We start from the raw sequence: 18,360 nt of genomic DNA, 5'->3' as shown, positions 1-18,360 counted from the left end.
CGCGGGGCCTACCCCTTGCTCACCGCCGTCAGCACCTCCGGCAGCCGGCCCAGCAGACGGGGCGCCGCCGAGCGGACCCCCGCCACCGCGAACGCGGCCCCGTAGAGGCAGCCCAGCGGCAGTACGAGCCACAGCGCGCCGTGCCGCCCCGAGACGTGGAGCCAGATCAGCACGCCGAGCACCGGAAGCGTGATCACCGCGCCCGTCAGCGCGCCCCCGACGAGGCTGAGCCACGCCAGGCTCGTCTGGCCCGGCGCGGCGGCGCTGCCGAAGCGGTTCTCCTGCGGCATGGAGTACGGGAAGCGCACGCTCGCCCAGGCGCCGGTGGCGACCAGCGCCCCGAGCAGCGCGAAGGAGAGCCCGAGCGTCTCGGCCACCGCGTCGGCCCGCCCCAGCAGGAAGGCCGCGCCGATGGTGACGACGGCCACGTACGGGACGCCCACCACCGCGATCGCCAGGGCCCGCCCCCGCAGTTCCGCGTACGCGTCCGCGCGGGAGGAGATGGTCGCGGCGACCGTCCAGAAGGCGGAGCCGTCCATGCCGAACTGGTTGTACATCTGCAGCCCGAGCAGCCCGGCCGCCCAGCAGGCGGTGTAGACGCTGCCGTCCTGGACCGCCGAGACGAGCGGCAGCAGCAGCCCGACGGCCAGCGCGGTGGCCCAGGCGGCCTTGGTGCGCGGATCACGCCAGGCGTAGCGGAACTGGCGCTCCATGACGGTACCGGTGCGTCCCTCGGGGAACAGCCGGAACCGGGTCTCACGGACGCTCGAGGGCCCCGCCTGGAGCGTGGAGGCGTCCGGGCGGGTCATCAGCCGGTCCAGGCTGGTGTGCCACCACAGGAGCACCAGGCCCACCACGACCGCGGTCCAGGCGAGTTCGGCGGCCGCGAGCCCGTACGAGCCCTCGCCCACCGACCGCACCGCGTCCAGCGCCGACGCCGGCGGCACCCAGCGCAGCACGGTGGTGAAACCGCTGATCCGCTCCAGGCCGTTCCCCGAGGTCAGCGCGTTGGCGGCCAGGCTGACCAACTGGGCGCCCACCGCGATCAGCACGCCGCTGAGCACCGCCAGGTCGCGCCCCTTGCGGCTGGTCAGCAGGCGGGTGTTTGCCGCGGCGACGGCACGCGACACGGCCACGCACATCAGCACGGCCAGCGGCACCGCGAGCACCGCGGCCACCGCCGAGGCGGCCCCCGCCACGACGGACACCGCCGCGCCGGCCACCACCAGGAGCGTCAGCAGCGGCCCGACGCCGACGAGCGAGGAGACCAGGAGCGCCCGGACCAGCGGCCACGGCCGCAGCGGCAGCATGGCCAGCCGGGTCGGGTCGAGGGTGTCGTCACCGCCGAAGACGAACAGCGGCATGACGGCCCAGCCGGCCCCGAGCACCACTCCGACGCCGACGGCCGCGGCGGGCGCGTACTCGTTGCCGTGCAGGAGGACGAGCCCCACCACCATGCCCAGCGCGTACAGCAGGGAGACCAGGGTGCCGACGATCCAGCCGACCCGGCGTCCGGTGGACTGGCGCAGCCCGTTGCGGAGGACCGACAGCTTGAGCCGTACGAAGGTCCCCGTCACGACCGGTCCGCCCCGGCCGGACCGCCCCCGGCGTTCGCCCCGCCGAGCCAGTCCAGGTCCTGCCCCGGGCCGCGGTCTCGGGCGCCCACCAGGGTCAGGAAGGCGTCCTGCAGCGTCGGCGCCTGCCCGCGCACGTCGGCGATGGGGCCCTGCGCCACGATCCGGCCGGTGGCCATCACCGCCACCCAGTCGCACAGGCTCTCCACCAGCTCCATGACGTGCGAGGAGAAGACAACCGTCGCCCCGGACCCGGTGAAGCGCTCCAGCACCCCGCGGATCACCTGGGCGGAGACGGGGTCGACCCCCTCGAAGGGCTCGTCCAGGAAGAGCACTTTGGGGTTGTGGAGCAGGGCCGCGGCCAGGCCGATCTTCTTGCGCATGCCCGTCGAGTAGTCCACGACGAGCTTGTTGGCGGCGCCGGCCAGGTCGAGGACGTCGAGCAGTTGCGCGGCGCGGCGGTCGGTCTCCGCGCCCGGGATGCCGCGCAGCCGCCCCGTGTACGCCAGCAGTTCGCGGCCGGTGAGCCGTTCGAAGAGCCGCAGCCCCTCGGGCAGGACGCCGATGCGGGACTTCACGGCGACCGGGTCGCGCCAGACGTCGGCGCCGCCGACCTCGATGAGGCCGTGGTCGGGCCGCAGCAGTCCGGTCACCATCGACAGGGTCGTGGTCTTGCCCGCCCCGTTGGGCCCCACGAGTCCCACGAAGTGCCCGGCGGGCAGGCTCAGGTCGATCCCGGCGACGGCGACCTGCTGCCCGAAGCGTTTCCACAGTCCCTGGACACGTACGGCGGGCGCGACGGATGCGTTCGGCATCCGCCCACCCTATGCCGAGGGGGGTACGGCCCGGCTAGCGTCCGCGGCCGCAGGCGTAGGCGAGGGGGGAGATCAGTTCCTCGGTGTCCGGCAGCCACCGGTTGAGGGCCGTCGGCTGGCGCACCCACTGGACGACGCCGCCCGTCCCGAGCCGGGTGGGCGGGGCCGGCACCCAGTCGCCGTCGCCGCGCACCACCAGGTCGAGCGAGGACGGTGCCCAGCCGAGCCTGCGCAGCAGGTCCGGCGCCTTGGCGGCGGCCCCGGGCAGCACGAAGAAGATCATCCGGCGGGACGGGGTCCCGAGCACCGGCCCGAGCGGCAGTTCCATGCGCTCCATGCGGGCCAGCGCGAGGCAGCCGGCGTCCTCGGGGACCTCGATCGCGTCGAAGGTGCGCCCGGTGGGGAGCAGCACCGACGCGAGGGGCTGCCGCAGCCACATCCTGCGTACCGCGGCGCCGCTGCCGCTCGCCTCCCCCACCCAGCCCGGCCCGGTCGGGTGCGCCCCGGGTGCGGGGCAGCCGGTGTCGCCGCAGGAACAGCGCGGGGTGCGCGGGACGCGCGCGCCGCCGCGGCCGGAGGGGGCGGCGTCCTCGACGAGCCACGCACCGGGCAGCACATCCCAGTGCCGTTCGTCCGCGTACCCGACGGCGGCGTCGAGGAGTTGGCCGGCGATCCGCCGCGGGGCTGGGACGGTGTGTTCCACGGTGTCTTCCACGACCTTCACAACTGCCCTGCCCAGCGCGGGTTACGGGCAGTGAGGTCCCGGCCTCGCGGCTCATGGCGGGCGCACGGGAGCACGTGCGGGGGCGCGCGGTAGGGGGAGGTCCGACATCCGGGTAGTCACCCTTGCGTGTGTAGGCATGCATCCAGCCGCAAATTATGTCCTTTGCGGGGAATTTGAGTGGCGCGTACCGGGAAGGGATCTTCAGGAAGGGATCTTGAGGTCCCAAAGCGGCAGCTGTGAGGGGGAGCCCATGGCCGCACGACCGCTCGTCGCCCGCCAGCCGAACGAACGGCTGCAGGCACTGATCCAGGAGGCAGGCTGCTCCAACGCCGGATTGGCCCGCCGGGTCAACATGTGCGGCGCGGAGCACGGCCTCGACCTGCGCTACGACAAGACCTCCGTGGCCCGCTGGCTACGCGGCCAGCAACCGCGGGGCCGGGCCCCGGCGATCATCGCCGAGGCCATCGGCCGCAAACTCGGCCGCACCGTCACCATCGACGAGATCGGCATGGCCAACGGCAAGAACCTGGCCACCGGCGTCGGCCTGCACTTCTCACCCACCGTGCTCGGCGCGATCGAGCAGGTCTGCGAGTTGTGGCGGAGCGACGTCGGCCGCCGGGACTTCCTCACCGGCTCCAGTGTGGCGGCCTCGGCCCTGGTCGAGCCCAGCCGGGACTGGCTGATCACCCGCGCCGACGCCCAGGTCGCGCGGGCCGGCGGGCAGCGCGTGGGCATGTCCGACGTCGAGGCGGTACGGGCAACCACCCGCGCGCTCAACGAACTCGACCACCGCTTCGGCAGCGGTCATGTGCGCCCGGTGGTGGTGCACTACCTCAACAGCGTGGTCTCCGGGCTCCTCGCCGGCTCCTACCGCGAGGCGACGGGGCGTCAGCTCTTCTCCGCCGTCGCGCGACTGACCGAACTCGCCGGCTACATGGCCGTCGACACCGGCCAGCCCGGCCTGGCGCAGCGCTACTACATCCAGGCGCTGCGGCTGGCGCAGGCCGCGGGCGACCGTGCGTACGGGGGCTACGTCCTGGCCGCCGGGATGAGCCACCTCGCAGCGCAGCTCGGCAACCCGCGCGAGATCGCCCAACTGGCCCGCGCCGCCCAGGAGGGCGCCCGCGGCCAGGTCACCGCCACCGCGCAGGCCATGTTCTACGCGGCGGAGGCGCGGGGCCACGCGCTGATGGGCGACGCGCGCGCCTGTGGGGCCGTCGCGGGACAGGCCGTGGAGACGCTGGAGCGCTCCGAGCCGGGCGACGACCCCGACTGGATCCGGCACTTCGGGCCCGCCTACCTCGCCGACGAGCTCGCCCACTGCCACCGCGACCTCAACCAGGCGCCGCAGGCGGTGCGCCGGGCCGAGGAGGCACTGGCCGGGCACGCCCCGGAGAAGGCCCGCCGCCGCGCGATCGGGCTGCTGCTGCTCGCCCAGGCCCAGGTCCAGCAACGGGAGGTCGAGCAGGCCTGCCACACCGGCGCCCGGGCCGTCGAGCTGCTCTCCACGCTCCGCACCAACCGCGGTGCGGAGTACCTCGACGACCTCCGCCTGCGCCTCCAGCCGTACGCGGCGGAGAACGCCGTCCGGGAGTTCGACGCCCGGCTGGAGGAGGAGGAACTGGCGGCGTGACGGCACGGGGACGGGGGTGGCACACGCCCCCGTCCACCGAATCGTTACAGGAACGACATCAACCCCGCGGTAGGGGCACCCTGTTCTGCGACGCGGCGGCCGCCCGGACCCCACGGGACCGACCGCGGCGTGGTGACCCCCGAAGCAGACCCGGTAGCGTGAGCCGACGATTCCGTAGCGACGGAGAAGGCAGAGGTACCGGAGATGCACGGCGGACGCGGTGACGAGGCGTATCCGGAGGTGCACGAGGGCGTGGTGCTGCCCGCGGACGGGGGCATACCCGGCCCGGGAGCGGCCACGACGTGGGGTACCGGCCCCGCGGCCGGGCAGCCGTGGGGCGAGCAGCCCCAGGCGTACGGCGCCCCGCAGCAGTCCCTCCCGGACTCCGACGCGACACAGCTCTTCCCGCCGTACCCGCAGGCCCGGCCGCCCATGCCGGCCCATGCGCCGCAGCAGCCCCCGGCGCCCCAGTACCAGCCCGGCCCTGTGGCGGACGCCACACAGATGCTGCCGCCGTACCCGATGGCCGACGCCTCCTACGGCGTGCACCCGGGCGCCCCGGCCGAGGCGGACGCCACCCAGCACCTGCCGCGCTTCGAGGACGCACAGGCCCCGCAGCAGGCACCCGGCTACGGCTACCCGCACGACCCCCAGGGTCACCAGGGCCACGACGACGGGATGCTCGCGCCACAGCAGCCCCACGACGACTTCGGGCACCTCTACCGCCAGGACGGCCCGCCCGCGCAGCAGCCGGGCTACGCCGCGACCCCGGACTACGGACAGCCCGCCTACGGCCAGCCCGCGTACGGACAGCCCGCCTACGCGCCGCAGCCGTCCTACGACCACGACGAGCCCGCCCCGGCCCGCCGCAGGATGACCCCGGCCGCGCTGATCGGCATCGTCGTCGGCGGCTGTGCCGTGGCCGGTCTCCTCGCCGGCGCCCTGATGAGCGGCGGGGACGACAGCCCGACCGCGGGCGGCCAGTCCCCCGCGCCCTCGTCCAGCGCCTCGGCCCCGGCGTCCTCCGGGGGCGGCGGCGACGACGCGGCGGAGAAGCAGGCCAAGGGGCTGGAGGCACTGCTCAAGACGAGCGGCAGCAACCGGACCTCGGTGATCAACGCGGTCGCCGGCATCAAGGGCTGCCGGAACCTCGACGGGGCCGCCGCCGATCTGCGGGCCGCCGCGCAGCAGCGCAACGACCTGATGGCGCAACTGAAGTCGCTGCCGGTGGACAAGCTCCCCGCCCACCAGGAGCTCACCGACGCCCTCAACAAGGCGTGGACGGCCTCCGCGGCCGCCGACAACCACTACGCGGCCTGGGCCGATCAGGTGAAGAGCACCAAGAAGCTCTGCCGTCACGACCAGGCGCGCCCGACCGGCCAGTACTCGGCGGGCAACACCCAGAGCGGCACCGCCACGCAGGCGAAGGCGCGTGCGGCGGCGCTGTGGAACCCCATCGCGAAGAAGTACGGGCTGACGCAGCACCAGGGCAGCCAGCTCTGACGCGGGTTCCCCGTGAAACGACGGAGCGCCGGCGGCCGTGGCCGCCGGCGCTCCGGCTGTCCGGGCGTCCCCCGGCGTCGCGGGCCGCTGTTCCCGGCGCCCGGCCGGGCGTCAGCCCGGGGCGTTCTCCAGGGTCTTCGTCACGTCCACGAAGCCCTTGCGCGCGGCGACCAGCCGGCCCTTCTCGACCTTCTGGAAGGTGACCCGGCCGTTGACCAGTCGCGGCTGCTCGATGATGGCGGCCGCGTCCTCGTCCCGCCAGCCGAGCGGGGGCGTGAGGCCGTCGGTGGAGACGTTGTGCGCCCCGTCCAGCGCCTTCTTCAGCGTCGGCGCCGTGACCGCCTGGTCCTTGCCCATCTTCTCGATGACCTCGGTGAGGGCGGTGTAGGCGATCCACGTCGTCTGCACGCCCGGGTCGTTCGGGTCGATGTCGTTGTTGCCGAAGGCGTACCGCTTGATCGTGTTCCGCATCAGCGCCCAGCGCGAGTCGGAGGCCGGCGGGTACCAGCCGGTGATGTACGCGCCCTCCAGCGGGCTGTTCTTGCCGCCGGTGCTGTCGAGGGTGGACTGCTGGACGCTGCCGAGGACGGAGGCGATCCGCGCCTGGGGGCCGTCCTCCAGGCCGGAGAGCGGGTCGGTGGTCGTCGTGCGGCGGAAGGCGTCGAAGAAGGTGGCGGTCTTGTCGCCGAGTGCGGCGCTCACGCAGTCGCCGGGCTTGTTGGAGCCGATGGCCTGCCGGGATATCGCGTTGTAGTCGGTGGCGTCCTCGGCGGCGCGCAGGTCGGTGGCACCGGAACGGCCCGCGGCGCGCAGGCCCGCGTCGAGGAAGCGCACGAAGAGGTCGCCCGCGGCGGTGTCGGGGCGTACGAGGCTCACCTTGTCGCACTTGCCCGCCAGTTGACTGCCGGCACCGGCCATCAGCGCGGGCAACCCGCCGTTGATGGGGTAGGAGAGCGGGCTCTCGAACTCGTCCTGGGTGATGCCGTAGCCGCCGAGGTACGGGATGCCCTCGGCCTCGAGCGTGGTGGTGAAGGCGGCGCCGTACTGGCTGTAGGAGCCGACGACCGCGACCGCGCCCGCGTCGGCGGCCTGCTCGGCGCAGTCGCCGGCGCCGATCGCGGTGTTGTGGTCGTTGCAGGTGATGACCTTCAACTCCCGGCCGGCGATGCCGCCGCGGGCGTTGACGTACTTCGCGTAGGTCTTGGCCATCGCCGGCATGCCCGGCATGTTGGTCGCGTTGGTGTTCTGCGGCGCCCAGGTCATGACGACGATCGGGCCGGTGGTGCCGCCCGTCCCCCCGGGGAGCGTGCCGCATCCTGCGAGCAGGGCGACGCCGGCGATCGCCGACACGAACGGAACGGCTCTGCGTGTGCGGCAATCACTCATGGAATGGGAAGATTCCGCGTTTTCCGCAACGCCAGGGTGAACACGAGGGAACGGAGGGTCACCATCGGGTGAACAGAGTGTGTGAAGCGGGGAGCACGTACGATCGTGCACTGTGCAGAGTACGGAGAAGTCTTCCCGCCGCGGCACCCGCTCGTCCACGATGGGGGGCATGCCGCTCAACGACATGCCCTGGTGGCGCTGGCGCGCGAACGTGCGCTCGGCGCTGCACATGATCAGCGACCCGGTGTTCCAGCGCGACGTCTGGCTCGCCGGGCAACCGGGCTACGGCGACGTGACCGACGCCGTCTACCGCCTCGTCGAGGACACCTGGCTGGACAACTGGTCCGCGGAGAAGTACGTGGGCACCGTCTTCCGGGACTCCCAGGAGGCGGCCCTGGTCGACGTGGCCGTGCTGCGGGTGCTGAAGATCCTGCACCAGGTGGGCGCGGACGCCCCCGTCTCCGCGTACCTGGAGAACCACGCCTGGCCGGAGGCGGTACGGGCGGCCCGCGAGGCGCACGTGCGGCTGGCGACCGGGGACGGCGAGGACCCGGACACGCCGCCGCGTTCACTGGAAATCCTCAAGATCTACACACGCACGGCCTGAGCCCTCGGCACCGCCGTCCGCTCCCGCCGGCCCGTGCCGTCGTCCCGCGCGGCCTTCCGTCGCGCCGCGAACCGGCGCGAGCGCCGCGGCAGCCGGGTGCCACCTGCGACGACACCCGGGCGCCCGGCTGGCGGACGGCTTGGAACGACGGGGCGACTTTGTGCGACGCTAGCCCCGTGAACGCCGCCGACGAGTCGCAGCCGCAGCCGCAGGACCAGCAGTACATCCTCACCCTGTCGTGCCCCGACAAGGCGGGCATCGTGCACGCCGTGTCGAGCTACCTCTTCATGACCGGGTGCAACATCGAGGACAGCCAGCAGTTCGGCGACCACGACACCGGGCTGTTCTTCATGCGGGTGCACTTCTCGGCGGGCCACCCGGTCACCGCCGACAAGCTGCGGGCCAGCTTCGCGGCCGTCGCCGACGCCTACGCCATGGACTGGCAGATCACGCCCTCCGCCGAGCGGATGCGCGTCATCCTGATGGTCAGCAAGTTCGGGCACTGCCTCAACGACCTGCTCTTCCGCACCAGCATCGGCGCGCTTCCGGTGGAGATCGCCGCCGTGGTCTCCAACCACACCGACTTCGCCGAACTGGCGGGTTCCTACGACGTCCCCTTCCACCACATCCCGGTAACGAAGGAGAACAAGGCCGAGGCCGAGGCGGAGCTGCTCTCGCTGGTGGAGAAGGAGAACGTCCAACTGGTCGTCCTCGCCCGCTACATGCAGGTGCTGTCGGACCACCTCTGCAAGGAGCTCTCCGGCCGGATCATCAACATCCACCACTCCTTCCTGCCCAGCTTCAAGGGCGCCCGGCCCTACCACCAGGCCCATGCCCGCGGGGTGAAGCTGATCGGCGCGACGGCGCACTACGTCACCGCCGACCTCGACGAGGGCCCGATCATCGAGCAGGAGGTCGAGCGGGTGGGCCACGAGGTCAACCCGGAGCAGCTGGTCGCCATCGGCCGCGACGTGGAGTGCCAGGCCCTGGCGCGCGCCGTGAAGTGGCACAGCGAGCACCGCGTCCTGCTCAACGGCCGCCGCACGGTCGTCTTCGCCTGACCCCCGCCGCCGCCGCTCCCCGCTCAGCGCTCGCCTCCCGGCGTCCCGCGCCCGGTCAGGCCTGGCACACCGGCAGGCCCGCGACGTCCGCCAGGAAGGTCTCGACCGCCGCGTACCAGGCCTCGGGCTGGTCCCAGGGGACGAGGTGCCCGGCGTCGGGGATCTCCGCGTACGAGCCCCGGGGCAGCACCCGCACCATCTCCTGGGCCTCGGCACGGCCCAGCTCGCCGTCCCAGCCGCGGACGACGAGGGCGGGGCAGGACACCTGGGCCAGCTCGTCCCAGTGGGCGTCGTGGATCCAGGACTCACGGGAGCGCAGCATGTGCCGCCGCGTGAACACCGGGCGCCAGCCGTCGGCGTGCTCCTCCATCACCTCGGCGAAGAACTCCCCCCGCGCCGGGCGGGAGCCCTCCAGCCAGGGATCCTCCTCGCCGAACCAACGGCGCACCGCGTCGGGCCCGGGGAAGGGCAGCGGCCAGGCCCCGAACCAGTCCTCCCAGCGGCGCTGGCTCGCCTCCCCGAGGGCCACCGCCCGCATGTCGCACAGGACCACGGCCCGCACCAGCGACGGCCGGCGGGCGGCGAGCTGCCAGGCGGTGAGGGCACCCATCGAGTGCCCCACGACGGTGACCGGCGCGAGCCCCAGCTGTTCGACGACGGCGGCCGCGTCGGCCACGTAGGCGTCCCGCGTGTAGGGCCCCTCGGGCTTGGCGCTGCCTCCGTGACCGCGCTGGTCCAGGGCGACCACCCGGTGGCGGGCGGCGAGCCGGCGGGCGGTGCCGGCCCATTGGGAGGCCCGTCCCATCAGGCCGTGCAGCAGCAGGACAGCGGGCCGCGGGGCTTCCCCGGACACCGCCCCGGGCCCGGAGGCGGACCCGTCGGCGTACTCCCACGCCGTGAGCGGGAGGCCGCCCGCTCCGGTGACTTCGACGCGCCTGACCATGTGCCGCACCCCCTGGTACGTGACGTTCAGACCCCCAGGTTATCGAAAGCCTGTTCTATACGCGTCTTCACACGCGCAACACCGCTCTTTCGAGTGACAACGCTCAAGGATTGCCGGCCCGCGCCGAGGGGAGGACTTCAGCGGGACGCGGCCCGGCGGGGAAGACGGGCAGCGGGGAGCCACCCGGACAGCTCGGGGATCCGGGTGGCCTCCACGGGGGCCCAGGGGAGGGGACGGGGGAATCGGGGGAGGAAGGGACTCCGGCGCATGGGGAGGCGCCGGGGTCCCTCGGACAAGGCCCCGTTGATCAAGCCGGCATCGGGCAAGGGCCGGGAGGAGCGCAGGGAAGGACCCCGACCGTCCGGCCCACGGCGCGGAACCACACGGACCCGGCGCAGCACCAGCGCCCCCTCGCCCCGCAACAACGACGCGACCGACCGACCGGCCGGCGGGGAACCCCGACGCACCGGTTCCGTCAGCTGCCTCCTCCAGCACGAACCCCGCCCGCGCGCACCCGAAAGGCGCGCCGGACCGCGGAGGAGTCCCGGGGAGCGGGGGTCCTAGCGCTTGGCGACGAACACGTGCGAGGCGGTCTCCGTGCTCAGCTCCGCGGCCTCGCCGCCGCTGCCGACCAGCACGCCGCCCGCCGACGGGGTCACCGACACCACTGCGCCCGGCTGCACACCGGCCCGCCGCAGGGTGTACATCAGCTGGGCGTCCGTCTGGATCGGCTCGCCGATCCGCCGCACGACCACGCTCGCGCCCGCCTGGCCCGTCTCCAGGTCGATCAGGCTGACCATGCCCTCGTCCAGGAAGGGGTCCGCGCCGTCCTTCTCGCCGAGTTCCTCCAGGCCGGGGATGGGGTTGCCGTACGGCGACTCCGTCGGGTGCCGCAGCAGCTCGAGGACGCGGCGCTCGACCGCCTCGCTCATCACGTGCTCCCAGCGGCACGCCTCGGCGTGCACGTGCTCCCACTCCAGCCCGATGACGTCGACCAGCAGGCACTCGGCCAGCCGGTGCTTGCGCATCACGCGCGTCGCGATCCGCCGGCCCTCGGAGGTCAGCTCCAGATGCCGGTCGCCCGCGACGTGCACCAGCCCGTCCCGCTCCATGCGCGCGACGGTCTGACTGACCGTCGGTCCGCTCTGGTCGAGCCGTTCGGCGATTCGGGCGCGCATGGGGACGACACCCTCCTCCTCCAGCTCAAGGATGGTGCGGAGATACATCTCCGTCGTGTCGATCAGTCCGGACATGCGTGCCCCTCGGTGGCTCGTACGTGGCCCTGGACTCAATTCTGACGCATGCGACCGACAACCGGGGCCCTGTGGTTGACAGGCGGACGCCGCGGCAGCACGGTTCTCGGCATGACCGATCTGGCCGCCACATATTTCGATGCCGCCATCGCACTGCTGAGGCGCGTGAGGGACGAGGAGTCCGCGGGGATCGAGGCGGCCGCGGCCGCGCTCGCGGACACCGTGGCGAACGGGGGGCGGGTGTTCGCCTACGGCGCGGGGCACTCCTCGCTCCCCGCCCAGGACGTCGTCTACCGCGCGGGCGGCCTCGCCCTGGTCAACCTGCTGGCCGTGCCGGGCGCGGTCGGCGTGGACGTCGTCCCCGCCACCCTCGGCAGTGCCCTCGAACAGGTCGGCGGCCTGGCCCGCGTCGTGCTGCGCAGCTCCCCCGCCCGGGCGGGCGACCTCCTGGTGGTCATCTCCCTCTCCGGCCGCAACCCGCTCCCGGTCGAGATGGCGCTGGAGGCGAAGGCGCTCGGGATGACGGTGATCGGCGTCACATCGGTGGCGTACGCGAAGGAGACGCACTCACGGCACGCGAGCGGCACCTTCCTGAAGGACCACTGCGACGTCGTCGTGGACAGCAAGATCGCGCCGGGCGACGCCGAGCTGTCCGTACCGGGGATCCCGGCCCCGTTCGGCCCGGCCTCCACCGTGGTGACCAGCGCGCTGATGCAGGCCGTCGTGGCCACAGCCGCGGCGGACCTGGCGGAACGCGGCGTCACCCCGCCCATGCTCCGCTCGGGCAACGTCGACGGCGGCCACGAGTGGAACGCCGAGGTCTTCGAGCAGTACGCGGACCGGATCTTCTACCGCCACTGAGCGCTCAGGCCGCCGCCGGACCGTCGTCGGGCCTCCGCCGGACCACCACCGGTACCGCCGCCGGGCCCGCCGTCACACCCGCGGCGGCAGGTCGAGGCAGGCCGCCGCACGCAGCGCGACGTCCTCGGCGAAGGCGGCGTCCGCGCGGTCGAAGGGACGGCGGCCCGCGCCGCGCAGGAAGGTGAGCACGCCGAGCGTGCGGCCGCGGCTGCGCAGCACGGCGCACAGCCCGTGGACGGTGCCGTCGGGCCAGCGCCGCGCGGCGGCCCAGCTGTCGACCTGGGCCCGTGAGGCGGGCTCCGCGGCCGCGGCCCCGAAGCCGGCCCGGACGGAGCCCGTGCGCGCGACCGCCTGCAGGGCGGGGTGCCCCTCGCCGTAGCGGACCGGGATGCCGCCGGACACCGGCAGGCAGGGCCCGGCTCCGCCGGGGGGCGTGGCGGCGGCCCGGACGAGGCGCACCCCGTCGGGCGCGAGCACGTCGAGCAGGGCGTGCTCGGCGAACCCGGCGAGGGCGAAGTCCACGTAGCAGGTCGCCGCCTCCAGGCGGTCCTCGCACTCGGCGACGGCCAGCGCGGCGCGGTGCAGCTGGTTGCTGCGGAAGCGCAGCCGCGCCGCCTCCTGCTCGGCGAGCTTGGTGTCGGTGATGTCGTGGAAGAGCCATCCGACGCCGAGGGGCACCGGTTCCTCGCCCAGCGGCGAGCCGAGCCGCACGAAGCCGCTGCGCCAGCAGCAGCGTGCGCCGCCGTCCGCCCGCAGGCCCACCCACAGCTCACTGGGCGCGGGGGGCGCGCCCTCGGCGAGCACGTGCTGCAGGGCGCTCTCCAGTTCCTCCGCGCCCTGGTCGAGGAAGTCGCCCAGCGGCCGCCCGAGCGGCGCGTCCCGGCTGGTGCGCAGCACACGGGCGGCGTACGCGTTGACGACGACGGGACGCAGGTCGGCGTCGACGAGGACGACCCCGCACGGCGCGTCGTCGAAGAGGGCCTCGCTGAGGGCTATCGAGCGCTCCAGGTCGATCTGCGCGTGCACCTCGGAGAAGGCGCAGTAGACGCCCGCGGGACGTCCGTCGGGGCCGTGCACGGCGGCGGCCTGGGTCCGCACCAGCACGCGGCGGCCGTCCTTGGTCAGCAGCGCGAACTCGTGGACCTGGCGGCCCTCCGCGTCCATGGCGCCGAGCAGCCGTCCGCGCACCTCCTCGGCGTCGGCGGTGCGCGCCGCCCAGCCGGCGAACCCGCGCCGGCCGACGGCCTCCTCCGCGGTCCAGCCCAGGATGCGGGTGGCCTCGGAGTTCCAGTGCGTGATCACTCCGTCGCGGTCCAGGGCACAGAGTCCGGCCTCCATGCCGTCGAGGAGCGCGGCGAGCAGCTGCGGCGTCGCATCGAATGACTGCACGTCTGGACATTCAACCCCTGTGTGACCGACGACACAGGAACTTCACGAAATTCGGTCGCCTCGGGACCGCCTCTTCCGGGGCGGAAAAAAACCGCTTGTCGTCCGCCGGACCGTTTCCTAGGGTTGCGAGCACACATGAAGGGAGGTGGTCCGGAGAATGATTTCCCATCGGACGCGTGAGGTGGCTGCGGGCTGACGCCTGCGTTCCTCGCCTGCGCGCGATGTGCGTAGCGGGCCAATCCATCGCAGTCACCCGACCCGCGGGCTCGTCGGATTCGTCCGGCCGATGCCCGGACGGTTCGCCGTCCGGGAAGCAGCCCGCGGGTCGTCTGCGTCTGCGGGCGGTGAACGCTCCCGCCCCTCAGGGCGACAGGCGCCGTACCGTCCAGCCGCCCTCGGCTGCGGTGTACACCAGACGGTCGTGCAGCCGGTTCTCCCGCCCCTGCCAGAACTCCACGCCGCGCGCGACGACCCGGAAGCCTCCCCAGTGCGGCGGCACGGGCACCTCCGTGCCCTCGGGGAAGCGGGCCGCCAGTTCCTCGTAGCGGTGTTCCAGCTCCTCCCGCGAGCCCACCACCGACGACTGCGCGCTCGCCCAGGCGCCGATCCGCGAGCCGTGCGGCCGGGTGCGGAAGTACGCCTCCGTCTCCTCGCGCGAGACGCGTTCGACGTCCCCCGCCACGATCACCTGGCGGGCGATCGGGTGCCAGGGGAAGAGCAGCGAGGCGTGGGGCCGTTCGGTGAGCTCGCGGCCCTTCCTGGAGCCGTAGTTGGTGAAGAAGACGAAGCCGCGGTGGTCGTAGCTCTTCAGCAGGACGGTGCGCGAGCTGGGCAGCCCGTCGGCCCCCGCGGTGGAGACCACCATGGCGTTGGGCTCGTCGACGCGGGCGTTGACGGCGTCGGCGAACCAGTGCGCGAACTGGGTGTACGGGTCGCCGGCCAGCTCGGCCTCGGTCAGTCCGTGGGCGCGGTACTGCTTGCGCATGGCGGCGGGGTCGTGGTGGCTGTGCTGCACCCGCACATCTTGCAGCACGGCGGCGGCACCGTGTGCCGGACGCTGCGGGGGAACCCACGCGGGAAGTCCCCGCAACATGTGCCGGACCTCACGCTTCACGTCACCTGCCGGAGGGGACAGACTTACAGCCGGGTATCCGTGCCCTCTCGACATCGGGGGATGTCGTACGGGGCACCGAGTGCCGACCCCCGTGCACCACCCCGCGTGCCACAAGCACCACCGGATCGTCGACCGCATCAAGAGGAGCCGCCTGATGTCCGACTTCGTACCCGGACTCGAGGGAGTCGTCGCCTTCGAGACGGAGATCGCCGAACCCGACAAGGAGGGCGGCGCCCTGCGCTACCGCGGGGTGGACATCGAGGACCTGGTGGGCCACGTCTCCTTCGGGAACGTGTGGGGCCTGCTGGTCGACGGTGCGTTCAACCCCGGCCTGCCGCCCGCCGAGCCCTTCCCGATCCCCGTCCACTCCGGTGACATCCGCGTCGACGTCCAGTCGGCGCTGGCCATGCTCGCCCCGGTGTGGGGACTGAAGCCGCTGCTGGACATCGACGCCGAGCAGGCCCGCGAGGACCTCGCCCGCGCGGCCGTCATGGCGCTGTCGTACGTGGCGCAGTCGGCGCGCGGCCAGGGGCTGCCCATGGTGCCGCAGAGCGAGATCGACAAGGCGGAGACGGTCGTCGAGCGCTTCATGATCCGCTGGCGCGGCGAGCCCGACCCCAAGCACGTCAAGGCCGTGGACGCCTACTGGACCTCCGCCGCCGAGCACGGCATGAACGCCTCGACCTTCACCGCCCGGGTGATCGCCTCCACGGGCGCCGACGTCGCGGCGGCGCTGTCCGGCGCGGTCGGCGCCATGTCGGGCCCGCTGCACGGCGGCGCGCCCTCCCGCGTGCTGGGCATGATCGAGGAGATCGAGCGGACCGGCGACGCCGAGGCGTACGTGAAGCAGGCCCTCGACAAGGGCGAGCGCCTGATGGGCTTCGGCCACCGGGTCTACCGGGCGGAGGACCCGCGGGCGCGGGTGCTGCGCCGTACGGCCAGGGAGCTGGGCGCCCCCCGCTTCGAGATCGCGGAGGCGCTGGAGAAGGCCGCCCTGGATGAGCTGCACTCCCGTCGCCCGGACCGCGTCCTGGCGACCAACGTGGAGTTCTGGGCCGCGATCATCCTTGACTTCGCCGAGGTCCCGGCCCACATGTTCACCTCGATGTTCAGCTGCGCCCGCACCGCCGGCTGGTCGGCGCACATCCTGGAGCAGAAGCGCACCGGCCGCCTGGTACGCCCCTCGGCCCGCTACGTCGGCCCGGGCTCCCGGGACCCGCGCGAGGTCGAGGGCTACGCGGACATCGCACGCTAGGCCCTGCCCGGTGCACCCTGGGGGCATGAGGCTGTTCGTGGCCGTCGTGCCCCCCGGGGCCGCCCTCGCCGAACTGGGGGGCGCCGTGGACGCGCTCCGCGCCCTGCCGGGCGCGGAGGGGCTGCGCTGGACGGAACGTGCCGGCTGGCACGTGACGCTGGCGTTCCTGGGCGAGGTGGACGAGGGCCTGCTGCCGAACCTGGTCGAGCGGCTGGAGAGGGCCGCGCGACGCCATCCGGTCTGCCGGATCTCACTGACCGGCGGGGGCCGCTTCGGCGACCGCACGCTGTGGGCCGGGCTGGTCGGGGACGACCTGGCACGCCCCGCCGCGGCCGCGCAGGCCGCCGCCCGGCGGGCGGGCGTCCACCACGAGGACGAGCACGGCCGCTTCCACGCGCACCTGACCCTCGCCCGGCAGCGCGCCGGGCGCACCAGGGTGGGCCTGCGGCCCTTCACGGACGCCCTCGGGCGGTTCGCCGGGACGCCGTGGACGGCGGCGGCGTTCTCCCTGGTGCGGAGCCATCCGCCCGTGCCCGGGGTGCCGGGGGCGCAGCCCCGCTACGAGACGGTGCGGACCTGCCCGCTGGGGCAGTGAGGCCGCCCCGTTAACCTCGATGCGTGGATCCGAAGACCCGTACCCGAGTAATGACCGCCGCCCTCGCCCTGCTGGTGGTCGTGGTGATCGTCGGCACGCTCGTGCGCGGCTAGCCGTCGGGGCGCCGGGAGGCCGGGAGGACCGGCCGGGTCAGGCGCCGGCGTAGACCCTCTCGACGAATTCCGCGACCTGTTCGTCGGTGAGGTGGCGGGCCAGGTCGGCCTCGGTGATGATGCCGATCAGCTTCTTGTCCTCGACGACCGGGAGCCGCTTGATGCGGTGCGACTCCATCTCGGTCAGGACGTCGGACACGTCGGCGTCGGCGTCGATCCACCGGGGGGTGCCCTCGCACAGGTCGCCGCAGGTCACCTTGGAGGGGTCGTGACCGGCGGCGATGCACTTGGTGACGATGTCCCGGTCGGTGATGATGCCGCACATCCGGTCGTTCACGTCGTGGACCGGCAGCGCGCCGACGTTGAGCTCGCGCATCAGCTGCGCGGCCCGGTCGAGAGTCTCGGTCGCCGGTATCGCACGGGCGCCGGGGTGCATGATCTCCTTGGCTGTGGTCATACCCTCATCGTGCGCCCGAACGGGTGAATCTGCGACCGGGCGCACGACGGGGGCGGGGGCCGTGGAGCCCTACCAGGCGAAGGCCTCCGGGGACGGGCCCGGGCCCGGGAAGATCTCGTCCAGCTCGGCCGACAGCTCCGCCGGCAGCTCCAGCTCGACGGCCCGCAGCGCGGAGTCCAGCTGCTCGCGGGTGCGCGGGCCGACGATCGGGCCGGTGATGCCGGGGCGGCCCAGCAGCCAGGCCAGGGCGACGTCACCGGGCTGCAGGCCGGCCTTGTCGACCGCGTCCTCGTACCGCTGCACCTGCTCGCGCAGCACGGCGTCCTTCAGGGAGTCGGCGCTGCGGCCGGAGGTGGAGCGGGAGCCGCCGCCCTCGCGCTCCTTGCGCAGCGCGCCGCCCAGCAGGCCGCCGTGGAGCGGCGACCAGGGGATGACGCCCAGGCCGTACTCCTGCGCGGCCGGGATGACCTCCATCTCGGCACGGCGCTCGACCAGGTTGTACAGGCACTGCTCGCTGACCAGGCCGAGCGAGTGGCGCCGCGCGGCGGCCTCGTTGGCCTGGGCGATGCCCCAGCCGGAGAAGTTGGACGACCCGGCGTAGAGCACCTTGCCCTGCTGCACCAGGACGTCGATCGCCTGCCAGATCTCCTCCCACGGCGTCGCGCGGTCGATGTGGTGGAACTGGTAGACGTCGATGTGGTCGGTGCCCAGGCGCTTCAGGCTGGCCTCGGCGGCGCGGCGGATGTTGAGCGCGGAGAGCTTGTCGTCGTTCGGCCAGGGGGCGCCGTCGGTGCCCATGTTGCCGTAGACCTTGGTCGCCAGGACGGTCCTGTCGCGGCGGCCGCCGCCCTTGGCGAACCAGCTTCCGATGATCTCCTCGGTGCGGCCCTTGTTCTCGCCCCAGCCGTAGACGTTGGCCGTGTCGAAGAAGTTGACGCCCGCGTCGTGCGCGGCGTCCATGATGGCGTGGCTGTCGGCCTCGTCCGTCTGCGGGCCGAAGTTCATCGTTCCCAGAACGAGCCGGCTGACCCTGAGTCCGGTGCGTCCGAGCTGTGTGTACTCCATGGGGCACAAGCC

17 protein-coding genes are annotated in these 18,360 nt (G+C 73.4%); 7 read left to right on the top strand and 10 right to left on the bottom strand.

The window, feature by feature from the left end; translation table 11 throughout:
* Window positions 1-8: 8 nt before the first annotated feature.
* The 3 genes from ACZ7MY_RS05930 to ACZ7MY_RS05920 are packed head-to-tail and all read right to left on the bottom strand — an operon-like array spanning window position 9 to window position 3,092.
* Window positions 9-1,577 carry a transporter gene (locus tag ACZ7MY_RS05930; RefSeq protein ID WP_499599908.1) on the bottom strand — a complete coding sequence of 523 codons (1,569 nt, stop codon included), beginning with the start codon at window positions 1,575-1,577 and terminating at the stop codon, window positions 9-11.
* Window positions 1,574-2,389 (bottom strand): ABC transporter ATP-binding protein, encoded by an 816-nt coding sequence (locus tag ACZ7MY_RS05925; RefSeq protein WP_499599907.1) that lies wholly within the window; start codon window positions 2,387-2,389, stop codon window positions 1,574-1,576. Before ACZ7MY_RS05925 ends, ACZ7MY_RS05930 begins: the two co-directional genes overlap by 4 nt.
* 34 nt (window positions 2,390-2,423) lie before the next feature.
* The gene (locus tag ACZ7MY_RS05920) at window positions 2,424-3,092 is read right to left on the bottom strand and encodes a bifunctional DNA primase/polymerase (protein WP_499599906.1); all 669 of its coding nucleotides are present in this window, start codon (window positions 3,090-3,092) and stop codon (window positions 2,424-2,426) included.
* Window positions 3,093-3,363: 271 nt separating this feature from the next.
* Here ACZ7MY_RS05920 and ACZ7MY_RS05915 point away from each other — a divergent pair, with 271 nt between their 5' ends.
* Window positions 3,364-4,746, top strand: a complete 1,383-nt coding sequence (locus ACZ7MY_RS05915) for an NsdA family TPR-like regulatory protein (protein ID WP_499599904.1) — start codon at window positions 3,364-3,366, stop codon at window positions 4,744-4,746.
* 204 nt (window positions 4,747-4,950) lie between these two features.
* On the top strand, window positions 4,951-6,249 hold the full coding sequence (locus tag ACZ7MY_RS05910) for a hypothetical protein (protein ID WP_499599903.1): 1,299 nt from the start codon (window positions 4,951-4,953) through the stop codon (window positions 6,247-6,249).
* 111 nt (window positions 6,250-6,360) lie between these two features.
* On the opposite strand, the gene ACZ7MY_RS05905 is transcribed toward ACZ7MY_RS05910, so the two are convergent.
* Window positions 6,361-7,599, bottom strand: coding sequence for an ABC transporter substrate-binding protein (locus tag ACZ7MY_RS05905; RefSeq protein WP_499599902.1), 1,239 nt, complete (start codon window positions 7,597-7,599; stop codon window positions 6,361-6,363).
* Window positions 7,600-7,795: 196 nt separating this feature from the next.
* On the opposite strand from ACZ7MY_RS05905, the gene ACZ7MY_RS05900 reads away from it, so the two are divergent.
* A complete protein-coding gene (locus ACZ7MY_RS05900; protein WP_499600277.1) occupies window positions 7,796-8,242 on the top strand; it encodes an SCO4402 family protein in 447 nt (148 codons plus the stop codon).
* Between the two features lie 176 nt (window positions 8,243-8,418).
* Window positions 8,419-9,303, top strand: coding sequence for a formyltetrahydrofolate deformylase (purU, locus tag ACZ7MY_RS05895; protein ID WP_499599901.1), 885 nt, complete (start codon window positions 8,419-8,421; stop codon window positions 9,301-9,303).
* A gap of 55 nt (window positions 9,304-9,358) precedes the next feature.
* On the opposite strand, the gene ACZ7MY_RS05890 is transcribed toward purU, so the two are convergent.
* A complete protein-coding gene (locus ACZ7MY_RS05890; protein WP_499599900.1) occupies window positions 9,359-10,246 on the bottom strand; it encodes an alpha/beta fold hydrolase in 888 nt (295 codons plus the stop codon).
* A 560-nt stretch (window positions 10,247-10,806) separates the two neighbouring features.
* Window positions 10,807-11,499, bottom strand: a complete 693-nt coding sequence (locus tag ACZ7MY_RS05885) for an iron-dependent transcriptional repressor DtxR (RefSeq protein WP_018559992.1) — start codon at window positions 11,497-11,499, stop codon at window positions 10,807-10,809.
* Between the two features lie 111 nt (window positions 11,500-11,610).
* On the opposite strand from ACZ7MY_RS05885, the gene ACZ7MY_RS05880 reads away from it, so the two are divergent.
* Window positions 11,611-12,360, top strand: coding sequence for an SIS domain-containing protein (locus ACZ7MY_RS05880; protein WP_499599899.1), 750 nt, complete (start codon window positions 11,611-11,613; stop codon window positions 12,358-12,360).
* A 72-nt stretch (window positions 12,361-12,432) separates the two neighbouring features.
* On the opposite strand, the gene ACZ7MY_RS05875 is transcribed toward ACZ7MY_RS05880, so the two are convergent.
* Both ACZ7MY_RS05875 and pdxH read right to left on the bottom strand, forming a co-directional pair.
* Window positions 12,433-13,749: a PAS domain-containing protein gene (locus ACZ7MY_RS05875; RefSeq protein WP_499599897.1), complete on the bottom strand. Its 1,317-nt coding sequence runs from the start codon at window positions 13,747-13,749 to the stop codon at window positions 12,433-12,435.
* 361 nt (window positions 13,750-14,110) lie between these two features.
* Window positions 14,111-14,734: a pyridoxamine 5'-phosphate oxidase gene (gene pdxH / locus ACZ7MY_RS05870; protein WP_499600276.1), complete on the bottom strand. Its 624-nt coding sequence runs from the start codon at window positions 14,732-14,734 to the stop codon at window positions 14,111-14,113.
* Window positions 14,735-15,017: 283 nt separating this feature from the next.
* Between pdxH and ACZ7MY_RS05865 the strand changes: the two genes are divergently transcribed.
* Together ACZ7MY_RS05865 and thpR are read left to right on the top strand one after the other, a co-directional pair.
* Complete coding sequence (locus ACZ7MY_RS05865; RefSeq protein WP_499599896.1) at window positions 15,018-16,118, top strand: citrate synthase 2; 1,101 nt, start codon at window positions 15,018-15,020, stop codon at window positions 16,116-16,118.
* A gap of 25 nt (window positions 16,119-16,143) precedes the next feature.
* Complete coding sequence (thpR, locus tag ACZ7MY_RS05860) at window positions 16,144-16,713, top strand: RNA 2',3'-cyclic phosphodiesterase (RefSeq protein WP_499599894.1); 570 nt, start codon at window positions 16,144-16,146, stop codon at window positions 16,711-16,713.
* 150 nt (window positions 16,714-16,863) lie between these two features.
* On the opposite strand, the gene ACZ7MY_RS05855 is transcribed toward thpR, so the two are convergent.
* Both ACZ7MY_RS05855 and ACZ7MY_RS05850 read right to left on the bottom strand, forming a co-directional pair.
* Window positions 16,864-17,283, bottom strand: coding sequence for a CBS domain-containing protein (locus ACZ7MY_RS05855; RefSeq protein WP_499599893.1), 420 nt, complete (start codon window positions 17,281-17,283; stop codon window positions 16,864-16,866).
* 69 nt (window positions 17,284-17,352) lie between these two features.
* The gene (locus ACZ7MY_RS05850) at window positions 17,353-18,348 is read right to left on the bottom strand and encodes an aldo/keto reductase (RefSeq protein ID WP_499599892.1); all 996 of its coding nucleotides are present in this window, start codon (window positions 18,346-18,348) and stop codon (window positions 17,353-17,355) included.
* Window positions 18,349-18,360 lie beyond the last annotated feature (12 nt).

This window comes from Streptomyces sp. NPDC111520, assembly GCF_055635295.1.
This window is presented reverse-complemented; position numbering and strand designations above follow the sequence as displayed.

Excerpts from the sequence above, each read along its gene's own strand:
- ACZ7MY_RS05865 (WP_499599896.1), top strand. The coding sequence starts at position 15,018 with ATGTCCGACTTCGTACCCGGACTCGAGGGAGTCGTCGCCTTCGAGACG.
- ACZ7MY_RS05900 (WP_499600277.1), top strand. The coding sequence starts at position 7,796 with ATGGGGGGCATGCCGCTCAACGACATGCCCTGGTGGCGCTGGCGCGCG.
- ACZ7MY_RS05915 (WP_499599904.1), top strand. The coding sequence starts at position 3,364 with ATGGCCGCACGACCGCTCGTCGCCCGCCAGCCGAACGAACGGCTGCAG.
- ACZ7MY_RS05855 (WP_499599893.1), bottom strand. The coding sequence starts at position 17,283 with ATGACCACAGCCAAGGAGATCATGCACCCCGGCGCCCGTGCGATACCG.
- ACZ7MY_RS05850 (WP_499599892.1), bottom strand. The coding sequence starts at position 18,348 with ATGGAGTACACACAGCTCGGACGCACCGGACTCAGGGTCAGCCGGCTC.
- ACZ7MY_RS05890 (WP_499599900.1), bottom strand. The coding sequence starts at position 10,246 with ATGGTCAGGCGCGTCGAAGTCACCGGAGCGGGCGGCCTCCCGCTCACG.
- thpR (WP_499599894.1), top strand. The coding sequence starts at position 16,144 with ATGAGGCTGTTCGTGGCCGTCGTGCCCCCCGGGGCCGCCCTCGCCGAA.
- ACZ7MY_RS05925 (WP_499599907.1), bottom strand. The coding sequence starts at position 2,389 with ATGCCGAACGCATCCGTCGCGCCCGCCGTACGTGTCCAGGGACTGTGG.
- pdxH (WP_499600276.1), bottom strand. The coding sequence starts at position 14,734 with ATGCGCAAGCAGTACCGCGCCCACGGACTGACCGAGGCCGAGCTGGCC.
- ACZ7MY_RS05880 (WP_499599899.1), top strand. The coding sequence starts at position 11,611 with ATGACCGATCTGGCCGCCACATATTTCGATGCCGCCATCGCACTGCTG.
- ACZ7MY_RS05885 (WP_018559992.1), bottom strand. The coding sequence starts at position 11,499 with ATGTCCGGACTGATCGACACGACGGAGATGTATCTCCGCACCATCCTT.
- ACZ7MY_RS05910 (WP_499599903.1), top strand. The coding sequence starts at position 4,951 with ATGCACGGCGGACGCGGTGACGAGGCGTATCCGGAGGTGCACGAGGGC.